Origin of the sequence: Thiomonas sp. X19, assembly GCF_900089495.1 — a bacterium.
Classification (GTDB): Bacteria; Pseudomonadota; Gammaproteobacteria; order Burkholderiales; family Burkholderiaceae_C; genus Thiomonas_A.
This window is the reverse complement of record NZ_LT605203.1, coordinates 705120-720283: the sequence shown is the minus strand read 5'-3', so window position 1 is coordinate 720283 and position 15164 is coordinate 705120. Positions and strand designations below refer to the sequence as shown.

The following is a 15164-nucleotide window of genomic DNA, read 5'->3' as shown; positions in this document are numbered from 1 at the left end:
ATCGCGCTGAATCAGACCGATTCGATGCGCATCCAGGTGGTCTTGAGTTCGGTGTATTTGTCGAAGGCGTGGAGCGATTTGTCGCGGCCATTGCCCGACTGCTTGACGCCGCCGAAAGGCACGGTGATGTCGTCTTCGTCGTACTGATTCACGTGCACCGTGCCGGCTTGCAGCGCACGCGACACGCGCACCGCGCGGTCGAGGCTGCGCGACCACACGCCCGCATGCAGGCCGTAGGCGCTGTCGTTGGCGATGGCGATCGCCTCCGCCTCGGTCTTGAAGCGGATCACCGCGAGCACCGGGCCGAAAATTTCTTCCTGCGCGATTTTCATGTCGTTCCGTACGCCGTCGAACACCGTGGGGGCGACGAACTGGCCGCCGGTGGCTTCGAGCGCGCGGCGACCGCCGGCGACGCACTGGGCGCCCTCGTCCAGCCCGGCCTGGATGTAGCCCATCACCGTCTGCGTCTGGGTTTCATCCACCAGCGCGCCGAGCACGGTGCCGGGGTCGAGCGGGTCGGCGGGGGCGTATTGAGTGGCCAGCGCCTTGAGCTTTTCGACGAAGGCGTCGGCGATGGTGTCCTGCACCAGCAAGCGCGAGGGTGCGTTGCACGATTCGCCCTGGTTGTAGAACATGCTGCCGGCGGCGGTGGCGGCGGCGCGGTCGAGGTCGTCGAAGTCGGCGAACACGATGTTGGCCGACTTGCCGCCGAGTTCGTTGTACACGCGCTTGAGGTTGCTGCGGCTGGCGTAGTCGAGCATGCGCCGGCCGGTGCGGGTGGAGCCGGTGAAGGCGATGGCGTCCACGTCCAGGTGCAGCGCCAGCGCCTCGCCGGCCTCGTGGCCGAAGCCGGGAACGACGTTGAACACGCCTTCGGGCAGCCCGGCTTCGAGCGCCAATTCGGCAAGGCGCAGCGCGGTGAGCGGCGATTTTTCGCTGGGCTTGAGCACCACGCTGTTGCCTGCGGCCAGTGCCGGGCCCAGCTTCCACGAGGCCATCAGCATCGGGTAGTTCCAGGGCACGATGGCGCCGACCACGCCGATGGCCTGGCGCGTGACCAGGGCCAACGCGTTGTCGCCGGTGGGGGCGATTTCGTCGTAGATCTTGTCCACCGCCTCGCCGAACCACTGGATGCAGCGGGCGGCGCCGGGCACGTCGGTGGACAGGCTGTTCTTGATCGGCTTGCCCATGTCCAGGGTTTCGAGCAGGGCGAGTTCCTCGCGCGCGCCGCGCAGTTGCTCGGCGAAAGCCAGCATCACCTTCTTGCGCTGCGCCGGCGCCTGGCCCGCCCAGCGGCGGTCGTTGAAGGCGGCGCGGGCCGAGGTCACGGCGCGGGCCACGTCGGCCGCCTTGCCGCGGGCAACGCGGGCGATGACCTTGCCGTCGAGCGGGGAGATGCAGTCGAACAGCTGGCCGTCGGTGGCGTGGTAGCGATGGCCGTCGATCACCATGCGGCCGTCGATGCCGCGCGCGAGCAAGTCGGCAGCGCGGCCATGCCAGAGTCCACGGGGGTTGGGGGCGTTCATGCGAATCTCCTGGGTGTTGTGGTGTGTTGTGCTGTTGGGAATGCGTTGCGCCAACCGTGCAGGACGCAAACCCTGCCCTGGCCGAGGCTGGCAGGCCGCCTCAGCATACGCCGCAGCCGCATCAGCCGGAAGCGGGTACGGCCAGCGCCATGATGGCGTCATGCTTGCGCACGCGACTGTGGTTTTCCCAGACGCCGGTGAAGCCGCCAGGGACGACGAAAGCATCTCCAGCGCTGAACTGCCGGGCTGTGCCGTCATCGGCCGCGAGGGTCAGGCCTTCGAGCAAGACACAGAATTCTTCTTCATGCGCGTCGTAACGCACCCGCCAGGCACCGGGCTCGGGCTGCACCCCGGCGGAGTTGAAGGCGACGGGGTGGTTCATGCGGTTGAATGCGGTGAGGCGGTGGCAGGCTGCGCCCGCCACCGCTTGGACCATCAGAAGCTCACCACCACCGAGGCGGCGAGCAGGTTGTTGTTGTTCTTGTAGCTGCCGTTGGAGACGTTGTAGAAGCTGTTGAGGCTGGAACGGTCGTAACGGTATTCGAGCTTCAAGGTTGTCGACTGGGTGTAGAGGTAGTTCATGCCCAGGGACAGGGCGTAGCGATTGGCACCCGGGCAGGTTGTGGAACCGCTTGCCACGCATGCCGGATCAGGCCCGAAACCGTTGATGCCGTCAGGCCCGTTGAATCCACCCACCAAACCACCGCCATTCCTGGAATCGTTCAAGTAATCAAAGCGTGCGAAACCCAGGGTGCGCGGCGTGAAGTTGTAGGTGCCCATGCCCGACAAGCCATACCAGCGTGCGGTACCGCCGTTATAGGCCGCTTGGCTTTGCTGGCCGTAGCCGATCTGGCCGTAATAGCCCCAGTCGCCCTTGGTCACGTAACCATCGACCTCGAACATGGCCGTGCTGGAGTTGGTGTCGCCAGCGGGGTTGGCGGCGGCTAATGCAGCATTCGGCAACTTGCCCACCAAGCCCCAGAAACCGATGTCGGCGTTGTCGTAGCCGGGCACGCTGTAATCGGCACGGAACACTGCGGCGGGGGCGCGACCGCCGTTGCCGTTGTAGTAGTAGCGCGCGGAATTGACATTCGCCAACATCGCCTTCCATTCCCAGTTGCCGCGCGTCACGTCCATGCCGGCGCCGGTGTAGGCCGTGACTTCGGTGAAGTCGAACAACAGGTTGTGGGTGATGGCCTTGGTCTGGTTGTCCCAGGTGGATTCGTAGCCTTCCCAGTCGGGAATCTGGCCGGCGATCAGGCGCGTGTTCTTGTCGCCGTTCAGCGGCATGGACACCGAGGCCTCGTGCACGATGGAACTGCCATTGAAGATGCTGCCAGCGCCGCGGTCTGGCGCGAGGGTCAGGGTCCACTTCGTGCCGCCTTCGGTTTCCTTGGCGAAGGAAATATAGGCGCCACCGAAATAGGAGTTGTCGTAGTTGTAAATGGTGCTGCCGCCGGCCGCGCCGTTGGAACGGTTGAGGAAGACGAAGGAGCTGGCCTGCTGGTCCTGGTTGTAGACGTAGGCCGGGGCGATCATGCCGGTGATGGTCAAGCCCTTCAGGCCGGAGCCCTCGGATGCCTGCTTGATGCCGCTGATTTGCACGTCCGCATGGTTGGCGACCTGGGTCGCCTCGGTCGTCGCCTTTTGGTTGTCGTTGATTTGCGCCTGCTGGGTTTTCACCTGGGCCTCGAGTTGCTGCACCTTGGCCTGCAAGGCTTGCAGCTCCTTGAGGATGTCGGCATTGGTGTCGGCCATGGCGATGGCAGGCATGAGTCCGAGGCTCAATGCCAGAACCGATAACTTGAACGGCTGCTTCATGTTGACTCTCCCTAGAGTGTGGGTTGTGAACGGACTACGAAAGCACGATTCCGGTATCTCCCGCATGCACCCCGGGATGGAACTCGATTTCCTGGCGGTAGGCGGCGGCGCTTTCCAAAGCGCGCCGGCGTTCGCGGCGGGCGATGAGCACGCTGCTGATGGCCACGGCGACGACCACCAGATACACAGTGATGGCACCGACGACGTTGATGGTGGGGTTCAGCCCCAGGCGGGCGCGCGAGAAGATGACCACGGGCAGCGTGGTGGCGCCGGGGCCGGAGAGGAAGGCGGAGATCACCACCTCGTCGATGGACAGCGAGAACGCCAGCAGCCAGGCCGACACCAGGGCTTGCGAAATGGACGGCAAGGTGACGAGCATGAACACCTGGAAGGGGCGCGCGCCGAGGTCCATCGCGGCCTCTTCGATGGAGCGGTCCATTTCCTTCAGGCGGGACTGCACCACCACGGTGGCGTAGGAGATGGCCATGACGGTGTGGCCGATGAAAATGGTGAGAAAGCCTTTTTGCGGGAAGCCGATGGTTTTTTGCACGGTGACGAAAAACAGCAGCAGCGCCAGCGCAATGACCACCGTGGGCATGACCAGCGGGATGTTGATCATGAAATTGAGCAGGCTCTTGCCCTTGAAGCGCCGGTAGCGCGTGAGCGCGAAGGCCGCCAGCGTGCCCAGCACCACCGAAGCGGTGGCGGTGGACAGCGCCACCTTGAGCGAGAGGGCGAGGGCGGAGATGAGCTGATGGTCGTGCAGCACGGCGCCATACCACTCCACCGTCCAGCCGCCCCAGAGGGTGACCATCTTCGAGGCGTTGAAGGAATAGATCACCAGCACCACGATGGGCAGGTAGAGAAAGAAATAAACCAGGATCATCCAGACCGTGGGCAAAGCCGAGGACCGTTTCATCGCGCGGCCTCCAATGCCTTGGTCTGGTATTTGTTGAACACCGCGATGGGCCCGAGGATGAGGATGATCATGACGATGGCCACGGCCGAGGCGCGCTGCCAGTCGAGGTTGAGGAAGAACTCGTTCCACATCACCCGGCCGATGTTGAGCGTGGACGGGCCAGCCAGAAGTTCAGGAATGACGTACTCGCCCACCGCCGGAATGAACACCAGCAGCGAGCCGGCGATGATGCCCGAGCGCGACAGCGGAATGGTCACCAGCCAGAAGGTCTTGAGCGGTGTGGCGCCGAGGTCGGCGGCGGCCTCGATCATGCGGGTGTCGAGCTTGACCAGCGTGGCGTAGAGCGGCAGGATCATGAACGGGATGTAGCCGTAGACCATGCCGATCATGAAGGAGAACTCGGTGAACATCATGCGCAGCGGCGTGTGGATGATGCCGGCCCACATGAGGAACTGGTTGATCAGGCCGTTGACGTCGAGCAGGTTTTTCCAGGCGTAGATGCGGATGAGGAAGGAGGTCCAGAACGGCAACATCACCAGCATCAGCAGCGCCGAACGCACATTGGGGTTGGAGCGCGCCAGGAAGTAGGAGAACGGGTAGCCGATCACCAGGCACAGCACCGTGGTGAGGAAGGCATACCAGAGCGACGAGAGGTAGGTGAGGATGTAGAGGTTGTCGCGCACCAGTGCGAGGTAGGCGCCGAAGCGCAGCTTGAACTGCAGGCTGTCGTTGACGTAGGAAATGATGGGATCGAAGCCGATGCCCAGGGCGTTGCTTTCCGACAGGCTGATCTTGAGCAGGACGAAAAAGGGCGCGAGCAGGAAAGCAATGAGCCAGAGCTGCGGCGAGCCGATGACGGCGAGCCGGCCCCAGTTGAAGAGCTTTGCGGGGCGTTTGCCAACCGCCGGGGGAGCGAGGTCTGCCATGAGGACGCGCCTTCAGTCGACGATGACCACGGGCGAGGTGGCGGCCCAGCTCGCGGTGACCGCGGTGCCGACGTCGAAAGGGTCGGCATGGCGGTCGGCGTTGGACACGGTGACGCGCATGCGCCGCTGCGTGGGCAACTGCAGTTCGTACACGGTGTAGCTGCCCATGTAGGAGCGTGCGGAAATGACCCCGTGCAGGGCGTTGTTGGGGTGCGCGTGATGCCCGGCCTCGAGCAAGATTTTTTCGGGACGCAGGGCGACGTTGAGCTCCATGCCCAGGGTGCCGGCGATGCCGTGGCCGATGTGGAACAGGCCGTCGTCGCAACGCACTTCGCAGTGGTCGGGCTCGTCGGTGACGAGGCGGCCTTCGAACAGGTTGACGTTGCCGATGAAGTCGGCGACGAAACGGGTCTGCGGGTGTTCGTAGATTTCGCTGGGCGTGCCCAGTTGCAGGAAGCGGCCTTCGCGCATCACGGCGATGCGGTCGGCCATGGTCATGGCCTCTTCCTGATCGTGCGTGACCATCACGCAGGTCACGCCGACCTTGCGCAGAATGCTCACGAGTTCGAGCTGGGTGCGCTCGCGCAGCTTCTTGTCGAGCGCAGCAAGAGGCTCGTCGAGCAGCAGCATCTTGGGACTCTTGGCCAGGCTGCGCGCCAGGGCCACGCGCTGCTGCTGGCCGCCGGAGAGTTGGTGCGGCTTGCGCTTGGCGTAGGGCTTGAGTTGCACCAGATCGAGCATCTGCTCGACCCGCTGGGTCACGGCCCGCTTGTCCATCTTGTCGCGGCGCAGGCCGAAGGCGATGTTGTCGAACACCGTGAGGTGCGGGAACAGCGCGTAGGACTGGAACATCATGTTGATCGGACGCTCGTAGGGCGGCAGATCGGTGATGTCCTCGCCCGCCAGAAACACGCGGCCGCTGCTGGGCGTCTCGAACCCGGCGAGCATGCGCAGCAAGGTGGACTTGCCGCAGCCCGAGGAGCCGAGCAGGGCAAAGATTTCGCCCTTGGCGATGTCGAGTTCGATGTTGTCGACCGCGGTGACATCGCCGAAGCGCTTCGTCACCTGGTCGATCTTGAAAAAGGCTCCGCCCGCTCGAGGCAAGGGTGCCCCCTTGTTGCTGGTCTCCACCATGTTTGAGTTCTCGTGGCTTGCGCTGGAAGATGCCGCCCGCGCGGCACGGTGCTGCGCCGCGGGCGGCGCAGGCTTTACAGACCGGTCTTGAACTTGGTGTACAGGCGGGTGACCAGACGGCGTTCCTCGCTGGTGTAGACCTTGGGCGGGATGAGCTTGTTCATCATCGCCGGGTCGAGGAAGACGTAGTCGTTGTCCTTCACGCGCGGCAGCACCATGGGCAGCGAGGCTGGCACCGGGTTGGCGTAGTACACCGTGTTGGTGTCGGCGGCGCAGACCTTGGGTTGCAGACGGTAGTTGAGGAATTTGTAGGCGTTGTCGACATGCTTGGCATCGGCCGGGATGTCCATGGTGTCGATGAAGATGACGGCGCCATGGGTGGGCGGGAAGACCTTGATGTCCACCCCGTTCTTGGCTTCCTTGGCGCGGTGCGAGGCGATGCCCATATCACCCGACCAGCCGAGCGAGGCGCAGATATTGCCACCGGCCAGGTCGTTGATGTAGCCGCTGGAGGAGAACTCGCTCACATCAGGGCGGATTTTTTGCACCATGGCATAGGCCTTCTCGAAGTCGGCCGGGTTGTTCGTGGCTTGCGGAATGCCGAGGTAGTTGAAGGCCGCCTCCATGATGTCGCCACCCGAGTCGAGGAAGGAAATGCCGCAGGACTTGAGCTTGTTGGCATAGGTGGGGTTGAACACCAGGTCCCAGGGGTTGGCCGGCATGGGCGTGCTGCCCAGCGCCTGCTTGACCTTGCCCACGTTGATGCCCACGGTGGTGTAGCCCCACATCCAGGGAATGAGGTATTTGTTGCCCGGATCGACTTGCGCCAACAGCTTCATCAACTCGGGGTTGAGGTTCTTGTAGTTGGGAATCTTGGACTTGTCGATGGGCAGCAGCAGGCCGCCCTTGATGTCGATGGCGGCCCAGTTGGACGAGGGCACGACGAGGTCGTAGCCGGTATCGCCCGCGACCATTTTGGCGAACAGCGTTTCGTTGGAATCGAAGGTGTCGTAGCGCACCTTGATGCCGGTTTCTTTCTCGAAATCGGGCACCGTGGTGGGCGCGATGTAGTCGGACCAGTTGTAGATGTTCAGCACGTTGTCGGCCGCGGCGGCCGGTTGGCTGGCGCTGAAGCCCAGCGCGGCGAAGCCCAGCGCCAAAGTGGACACCAGTTTGGCCGCGATCGAGATTGTCGAAAGCGGCGATTTCAGACTCGGTTTGCGATGCATCAAAACTCCCCTTTGAAGTGGTTAGACCGGTTGTGACAAGCGCATGAGTAATTTATGCAAGTTTGATGCCAATATGGCGTGTTTTGCCGACTCGCATCCGTCTTGGCGTCAGTTGCATGGCGCAACGGGTTTATAGCAGCCCATCGGCCCGAAGACCAGCCACTGTGTCGTCCAGACTGCGTCGAATCCGGCGGATCATTTCGTCGATTTCAGCGTGGCTGATGACCAGTGGCGGCGCGATGATCATGCGTTCCTCCACGGCGCGCATCACCACCCCGTTTTTGAAGCAGTTGTCGCGGCAGCGGTAGCCCACGCCCAGCGCGGCATCGAACAAGGTGCGCGTCGCTTTGTCCTTGTAAAGCACCAGTCCCGCGACCATGCCCAAGGATTGGGCATCGCCCACCAGGGGGTGGTCGGCCAGGGTGGCGAACTGCGCGCCGAGGTAGGGCGCCGTGTCGTTGGCCACGCGTTGCACCACACCTTCGGCGCGCAGCGCCTGCACATTGGCGATGGCCACGGCGCAGCAGGTGGGGTGGCCGGAGTAGGTGAAGCCGTGGTTGAAATCGCCGCCCTGCTCGATGAGGACATTGGCGATGCGGTCGCTCACCAGCACGCCGCCGAGCGGCAGGTAGCCCGAGGTCACGCCCTTGGCGAAGGTGATGAGGTCGGGACGGAAATTGATGTGCGGATGCTGGCAGCCAAACCAGGTGCCGAGCCGGCCGAAGCCGCAGATGACTTCATCGGACACCAACAGCACGCCGTACTGGTCGCAGATGCGTTGAATCTCGGGCCAGTAGCTGGCCGGCGGGATGATGACGCCACCGGCGCCCTGCACCGGCTCGCCGATGAAGGCGGCCACCTTGTCGGCGCCCAGCTCCAGAATCTTGGCCTCCAGCCAGCCTGCCGCGCGCAGGCCGAAGGCATGCTCGCTCTCGCCCGGCCTGCCGTGCTGCAAGGCGTAGGGCTGGTCGATATGGGTGATGCCCGGCAGCGGCAGATCGCCCTGCGCGTGCATGCCGCTCATGCCGCCGAGCGACGCCCCGCCCAGGGTGCTGCCGTGGTAGGCGTTATGGCGGCTGATGAGGGTTTTGCGCTGCGGCTGGCCCATCAGATCCCAATAGCGGCGCACCAGGCGGATGATGGTGTCGTTGCCTTCGGACCCCGAGTTGGTGAAGAACACATGCTCGAAGCCGGGTGGCGCCACGTCGGCCAGCAGCGTGGCCAGCTCGATGGTCGGCGCGGTGGTGGTGCGGAAAAACGCGTTGTAGAACGGCAGCAGCTGCATTTGCCGGGTGGCCGCGTCCACCAGGTCCTGCCGGCCGTAGCCGAGGTTGACGCACCACAGGCCGGACATGCCGTCGATGATTTCGTGGCCCTCGGAATCCCAGATGCGCACGCCTTCGCCGCGCACGATGACACGGCTGCCGCCGGCGTTGAGATCCTTGGTGTCGGTGAAGGGATGCAGGTGGTGCGCGGCGTCCTTGGCGCGCAGGGTGGCGGTGTCGAAAGCGGGTAGATCGTTAAGTTTCATGCGGGTCTCTGCGCGATGCTGATCAGGATTGCCGACCGGCTCGTGGTCCGGTCTGTGCAAACAATGCGTGAACGGGTTCGAGGGTGGTTGACTTCAAACATGCAGCAGCAGGTGCTCGCGCTCCCAGGGGCTGATGACCTTCATGAACTCGGCGTACTCGCTCATCTTCACGGCCTTGTAGATGCCGCAAAAACGCTTGCCCAGAATCTGTTCCAGTTCGGGCACGTCGTCCAGCATGCGCACCGACTCGCTCAAGCTTTGCGGCAGCGGAATGGCGTTGGGGCGGTTGTAGGCATTGCTCTTCATTTCGGCCAGCGGTTCGATCCCGTTGACCATGCCGAGGTAGCCACAAGCCAGGCTGGCGGCCAGCGCCACATAGGGATTGGCGTCGGCGCCGATGACGCGGTTTTCCATGCGCCGGTTCTCCGCATTGGAGTTGGGCACGCGGATGCCCACGGTGCGGTTGTCGCTGCCCCACTCCACATTGGTGGGCGCGGCGGTGTTGGCCACCAGGCGGCGGTAGGAGTTGACGTAGGGCGCGAACAGCGCCATGACGTGCGGAATGTATTTCTGCAGCCCGCCGATGTAGTGGACGAAAGCGGGCGAAGCCTCGCCGTCCGGGTTGCTGAAAATGTTCTGCCCGGTCTTGCGGTCGACGATGCTCTGGTGCACATGCATCGCGCTGCCGGGCTCGCCGGCCATGGGCTTGGCCATGAAGGTGGCGAACATATTGTGGCGCAGCGCCGCTTCGCGCAGGGTGCGCTTGAAGAAGAACACCTTGTCGGCCAGGTCCAGCGGATCGCCGTGCAGGAAGTTGATTTCCATCTGCCCCGCGCCGACTTCGTGAATCAGCGTGTCCACGTCCAGGTCCATCGCCTCGCAATAGTCGTAGATGTCCTCGAACAGCGGATCGAACTCGTTCACCGCGTCGATGCTGTAGTGCTGGCGCGAGGTTTCGGCCCGGCCCGAGCGGCCGATGGGCGGACGCAGCGGCTGGTCGGGGTCGGTGTTTTTGTCCACCAGATAGAACTCCAGCTCCGGCGCCACCACCGGCGCCCAGCCCTTGTCGGTGTAGAGCTTGATGATGTTTTTCAGCACCGTGCGCGGCGCATAGTCCACCGGCTCGCCATCCTTGGAATAGCAGTCGTGAATCACCTGCGCGGTCGGGTCGGTGGCCCAGGGCACGACCCGCACGGTGCTGGGGTCGGGCACCAGATTCATGTCGCGGTCGGTGTCGGCGATGAGCTGGTCGATATTCGAGTCTTCCGGCCAGTTGCCCGTCACGGTCAGGCCGATGATGCTTTCCGGCAGGCGCATGCCGCGGTCTTCGGTGAACTTGCTGCGCGGCAGAATCTTGCCGCGCGCCACGCCGGTGAGGTCAGGCACCAGGCATTCGATTTCGGTGATGCGGCGCTCGTTCAACCATCGCTCCAGATCGTTGAAGGTCCACTGTTTTCGGTTGTCGGTATTCATGTTTTCGGTTTCCAGATCGCGTTTCATGGTTGCACCTCGAGGTGTCGGGTCGCAGAGTCGGTGCCTGGACGGGTTCGTCCGGCAGCATGCTTCAGGCGGCTTTCGCTTCAGGGGGGCGCAGACGTTCGCGATTGCGGTTGGCATGGTCGCGGCAGGCATCGCCAAAGGCGGCGAAGAGCTTGCGCGAAACGGGGTTGTTGGCGGCCTGCCATTCCGGATGCCACTGCACCGCGAGCAGGAAACCGGGGGCGTGGCGATGGCTGTAGGCCTCGACCAGCCCGTCGGGCGCGTGCGCCTGGGCGAGCAGATCGGGCGCCAGGGTCTTGATGCCCTGGCCATGCAGACTGTTGACCTGCCAGCTGGACGCTTCCACCAGGCCCTGCAGCCAGCCTCCGGGCACGGCGTACACGGCGTGGGCGGGGCCGTACTGGCCGTCGATGTCGAGATCGCCATCCTCGCGGTGATCGGCGAAACCTTCGGTGTTGTGCACCTCTTGCAGCAGGCTGCCGCCGAGGGCGACGTTGATTTCCTGGAAGCCGCGGCAAATGCCGAACACCGGAACTCCGCGGGCGATGGCAGCGCGGATCAGCGGCAGGGTCGTGGCGTCGCGCGCCGGGTCGGCGGGGGATTCGGGGTTGGCCAGCGCCGCGCCGTAGTGGCGTGGCTCCACATTCGACGGCGAGCCGGTGAACACCAGGCCATGCACGACGTCGAGCAGGGCGTCGATGGGCAGCGCCTCGCCCAGCGCGGGCAGCAGCAGCGGCAGGCAGCCGGACAAGTCGCGCACGGGGTCGACATACTTTTGCGCCACCGCGTAGGTCGGGTGACCGGCGAGGAGTTTGAGGTCGGTGGACACGGCCACCAGGGGCAGGACGGATTGCATACGAGCGAGTTCAGGATGCGAAACGGGCGGCTTGAAGCGGTGGCCAATTCGGGAACGGCTGCGACCACTTTGGCGGCGATGCAGACGACCGTTGAAACCACCTAAGCTACGGGTTTTCCTGGATCTTTTGGCTTTCGATGAACAAAGATACGTCAACAATGGCACCCTCGGAAGTGCCACTATCGGCTTTTCGGTTAGGGCCAGTGCCGTGTATGCAGCCTTGGCTGCGCCGGGTGCCCACCGAGGCCGGCCGAGTATTTTCTAATTCAGGAATGAGCCTGAAGCCAGGTTGAGTTGGGTTCTTTGAAGTCGGGTTGATCGAAGTTGAAAGGGTCAGTGTAAAGAGGGTTGGGTTGTGGCTTGGACCTTTGATTGGAAGGCCCCTGCCAGGCCGCCGGAGGCCCCCCTCCAGTCTTGCTGCAAGCACTGCCCACGCGCGCCGTCTTTTCTGTTTGGATCTGAGCGGGTTGGGATGGATCCGTTCCCCGCGGCGCAGAGTGGCCCCCTGTCAGGCCTGTTGCCGTGGCGCGTTGAACCGCGCAAAGAGCGCCGCCTTGGCCTGCTGCATGGCCTGAGCGGCGGCCAGATCGGTTTGCGCAGCCGCCTGAGCCTGCAAAGCGTCTAGCGTGATGCCTGCCTTGAAGCGCACCAAGCCCTGCGCACTGAGCTGCGCCAGGCAAGCCAGGGGCGTCTTCACATCGGCGTGGGCGTAGCGCTTGACGATCTTGCCCTTGGGGCTGGTGATCTCCGTGGCAAACAAGCACGGACGATGCCCATTGAGCCAAGGGTTGAAGACCGTTTGGTAGAAGGCATTGATCCTCTGGGCATACTGCTGCGGGATGTGGCTGTACCCCATGTGTTTGCGCACCACGCTGGCGTTCTTGCTCTCGGCCAGCGCGTTATCGTTGCTGTGGCGGGAGCGGGACTTGGTCTGCTCGATCCGCAGCTTCTCCAGCATCTTGGTCACGCGGGCGTTGATGTATTCCGAGCCGTTGTCCGAATGAAAGCCTGCGATCTCGAAAGGAAACTGGGCGATGACCAGGGCCAGCACGGGCAACAGATACGCCTCGCTGATGCCCTGCACGCAAGCCTGCACCTGCCATTGGCTGACCGCATCCACGCAGGTGATGTGATACACCCCCTTGATGCCGTCCTGGTCGCCCTGGTGCACGGTATCGATGCGCACAAAGCCTGCGCGTCCCTGGGGTTGCGGTGCGCGCCGCGTGCCAATGGGGTTGTTCACCGGGCGGGTCTTGGTGACATGCAGGCGCTGGGCGCGGTAGCCAGCGCTCTTGCGCAGGTTGTACAGGTGCGAGACTGACAGCGTGGCCAGGCGGGCATAGCGCGCGTCGCCATAGACGTGGTAGGCCCGCTGCAGCAGGTGCGCGATGGCCGGGCCGCAGACATCCTCATGGGCGCGGTCCATCTCCACGAGCAGCGTCACATCGCCGGGCGTGAACTTGCGGGCAAAGGGGGCTGCCGGGGCGCCGTAACGCTTGACCAGCGGCTCTGCGGCCAGGCGGTTGGCCTGCCACCGGCGCACCAGGCGCGTGAGTTGCGCGCGGCTGTAACCGCTGGTGTGACGCAAATAGGCCAGCACCACCCCGCGTTCACACTTGGTGCGTCGGGGGTAGTCAAGCCGCCGCAGAACCCGACTGATGTGGGCGTAGCGCTGCGCATCGTCGCCGTGCGGTGAAAACGCAACTTGTGCATTGGCGCTGAGAAATTGCTCGAGTTGCGCGATTGTGGTCAGTCGCGTGTCGTCCATGTTGATCACCATCCTGTGGATGATCAACCCGCTTGAAACTCAGACCCGAACCCGCCTTCAGGCTCATCCCTCGATGGAAAGACGCGCCTCGCTCAGGCTCATTCCACGTTGGACAAGGCTGGCCGTGCCCGGGCCTGCTAAGCTTATGGTAGGCTCGGGTTGCGCCGCGCCACCAGCGCGTTCACCCCGGCCAGAACCAGGCCGCCGAGGAAGATGTAGGTGCTGAGCACGAACACCTGCGGCGGAATGCCCACCTTCACCGCGCCGTAGACCCACAGCGGAAAGGTGAGCTTGGGGCCGGCGACGAAGTTGGTGATGATGACATCGTCGATCGACAGCCCGAACGCCAGCGCCCCGGCACCGAACAGCCCGGGCAGGATGAGCGGGAAGGTGACATGGCGGAAGGTGGCCCAGGGCGTGGCGCCGAGGTCGGCGGCGGCGCGGTCGAGCATGCGGTCCAACCCCGAGACGCGGGCGCGGATCACGGCGACGACGAAGGCCAGCTCGAAAGCCACATGGGCGATGAGGATGGTGAGCAGCCCCTGCGGCACGTTCAGGGCGATGAAAAACGACAGCAGCGAAGCCCCCACCACCACCGAGGGCGCGGCGATGTCGGTGAAGACCAGCAGGTCCGACAGCGGCTTGGCGCGAAACCGCCAGCGCCCCATGGCCAGCGCCATCGGCGTGCCCAGCAACACGGCGATGACGGTGCTGCCGCTGGCGATCTCCAGCGAATGCCACAGCGCCGTGGTGAGGTCGGCAATGCCGAAGGCGTGCGCGTACCAGTAGGTGGTGAAACCCTGCCAGTTCAGCGTCACGCGGCCGTTGGGCGTCTGGTTGAAGCTGTACACCACCATCACCACGATGGGCACCAGCACGAAGGCGATGACCAGCCAGGTGTAGGCATGCAGCAGGGTGCGGGCCCAGGCGCGGCGCGGGCGGTGGACCCGCGGGGCCGCAGGCGTGGTGACGGGCGGGGTGGACGCAGCGGCGCCGGGGGCGGAGGACATGGCGTGGCTCTCTTGGCCTCGGGCGGCGCTCAGGGGGCGCTCAGGCGGCGCTCAGGCGGCGTAATCCTGGATGCTCTCGGTGCCGAACACGCGTGCGTACAGCGCGATCACCAGCAGCATGGCCAGCAGCAGCAGCAGCGAGGACAGCGCCGCGGCCATCGAATAATTCTGGTCGGTGAAAAAGCCGTTGTTGATGATGTTGCCGATCATCAGCGTGCCGGGCCCACCGAGGATCTCGGCGTTGACGTAGTCGCCGGTGTTGGTGATGAACACCAGCAAAAAACCGGCGAAGATGCCCGGTGTGGACAGCGGCAGCACCACATGCATGAAGCGCGCGTAAGGGCTGGCGTACAGGTCTTCGGCGGCGCGCAGCAGGCGGCGGTCGATTTTTTCCAGCGCGACGAACAGCGGCATGACGTAATACGGCAGGCGGTTGTAGACCACGCCGGCGATGACCGCCTCCGGCGTGGAGAGGAAGTGCGCGCTTGGCGACAGCAAGCCCCAGTGCTTGAGCGTGCCCAGCACCATGCCCTGGTCGCTCAAGATGAACTGCCAGGCCAGGGTGCGGATGACGAAGGTGACGAAGAAGGGCAGCAGCAGCAGGAACAGATAGCCGGCCTTGCGGCGCCCACCGTAAAACGCGATCCAGTAGGACGCCGGGTAGGCGATGGCGAAGGTGATGAGGGTGGACGCCGCGCCGTACTCGAACGAACGGATGAACGGGCGGTGGTAGCGCTCGATGGCGTGCGCGAACTCGATGTAATGGCCGGTGTAGGCGTAGCCCGAAATCGGGTCGCCGGTGGCGGCCGAGAGCATCAGCATCGCGGCCAGCGGCACGACGAAAAACAGCAGCAGATAGGTCCAGGCCGGCAGGCTCAGCAGATAGGGGGCGGCGGCCCGCCCCCAGCGCCAGCGCCGGCCGGGGTGTGTTGCGGCAGTCATAC

13 protein-coding genes are annotated in these 15164 nt (G+C 64.3%); all 13 read right to left on the bottom strand.

Annotation, left to right across the window (positions count from 1 at the left end; all coding sequences use genetic code 11):
* Window positions 1-11: 11 nt before the first annotated feature.
* A complete protein-coding gene (locus THIX_RS03390; protein ID WP_112488117.1) occupies window positions 12-1526 on the bottom strand; it encodes an aldehyde dehydrogenase in 1515 nt (504 codons plus the stop codon).
* Window positions 1527-1647: 121 nt separating this feature from the next.
* Window positions 1648-1962, bottom strand: a complete 315-nt coding sequence (locus tag THIX_RS03385; RefSeq protein ID WP_112484938.1) for a cupin domain-containing protein — start codon at window positions 1960-1962, stop codon at window positions 1648-1650.
* Window positions 1962-3347, bottom strand: coding sequence for a DUF3138 family protein (locus THIX_RS03380; protein WP_112484936.1), 1386 nt, complete (start codon window positions 3345-3347; stop codon window positions 1962-1964). The genes THIX_RS03385 and THIX_RS03380 overlap by 1 nt, the downstream gene beginning before the upstream one ends.
* A gap of 34 nt (window positions 3348-3381) precedes the next feature.
* A complete protein-coding gene (locus THIX_RS03375) occupies window positions 3382-4266 on the bottom strand; it encodes an ABC transporter permease (protein WP_112484934.1) in 885 nt (294 codons plus the stop codon).
* The gene (locus tag THIX_RS03370) at window positions 4263-5192 is read right to left on the bottom strand and encodes an ABC transporter permease subunit (RefSeq protein ID WP_112484931.1); all 930 of its coding nucleotides are present in this window, start codon (window positions 5190-5192) and stop codon (window positions 4263-4265) included. Before THIX_RS03370 ends, THIX_RS03375 begins: the two co-directional genes overlap by 4 nt.
* Before the next feature lie 12 nt (window positions 5193-5204).
* Window positions 5205-6326, bottom strand: a complete 1122-nt coding sequence (locus THIX_RS03365; protein WP_112484928.1) for an ABC transporter ATP-binding protein — start codon at window positions 6324-6326, stop codon at window positions 5205-5207.
* A 74-nt stretch (window positions 6327-6400) separates the two neighbouring features.
* Entirely contained in the window at window positions 6401-7555 is a 1155-nt protein-coding gene (locus THIX_RS03360; RefSeq protein ID WP_233224374.1) for a polyamine ABC transporter substrate-binding protein, read from the bottom strand.
* 130 nt (window positions 7556-7685) lie between these two features.
* Window positions 7686-9086: an aspartate aminotransferase family protein gene (locus THIX_RS03355; protein ID WP_112484926.1), complete on the bottom strand. Its 1401-nt coding sequence runs from the start codon at window positions 9084-9086 to the stop codon at window positions 7686-7688.
* Window positions 9087-9179: 93 nt separating this feature from the next.
* Window positions 9180-10559 carry a glutamine synthetase family protein gene (locus tag THIX_RS03350; RefSeq protein WP_112488115.1) on the bottom strand — a complete coding sequence of 460 codons (1380 nt, stop codon included), beginning with the start codon at window positions 10557-10559 and terminating at the stop codon, window positions 9180-9182.
* A 91-nt stretch (window positions 10560-10650) separates the two neighbouring features.
* Window positions 10651-11442 (bottom strand): gamma-glutamyl-gamma-aminobutyrate hydrolase family protein, encoded by a 792-nt coding sequence (locus THIX_RS03345; RefSeq protein ID WP_112484924.1) that lies wholly within the window; start codon window positions 11440-11442, stop codon window positions 10651-10653.
* A 508-nt stretch (window positions 11443-11950) separates the two neighbouring features.
* Window positions 11951-13210, bottom strand: a complete 1260-nt coding sequence (locus THIX_RS03340; RefSeq protein ID WP_112487438.1) for a DDE-type integrase/transposase/recombinase — start codon at window positions 13208-13210, stop codon at window positions 11951-11953.
* 143 nt (window positions 13211-13353) lie between these two features.
* Window positions 13354-14220, bottom strand: coding sequence for an ABC transporter permease (locus tag THIX_RS03335; protein ID WP_112484922.1), 867 nt, complete (start codon window positions 14218-14220; stop codon window positions 13354-13356).
* A gap of 51 nt (window positions 14221-14271) precedes the next feature.
* Window positions 14272-15162 carry an ABC transporter permease gene (locus THIX_RS03330; RefSeq protein ID WP_112484920.1) on the bottom strand — a complete coding sequence of 297 codons (891 nt, stop codon included), beginning with the start codon at window positions 15160-15162 and terminating at the stop codon, window positions 14272-14274.
* Window positions 15163-15164: the final 2 nt, after the last annotated feature.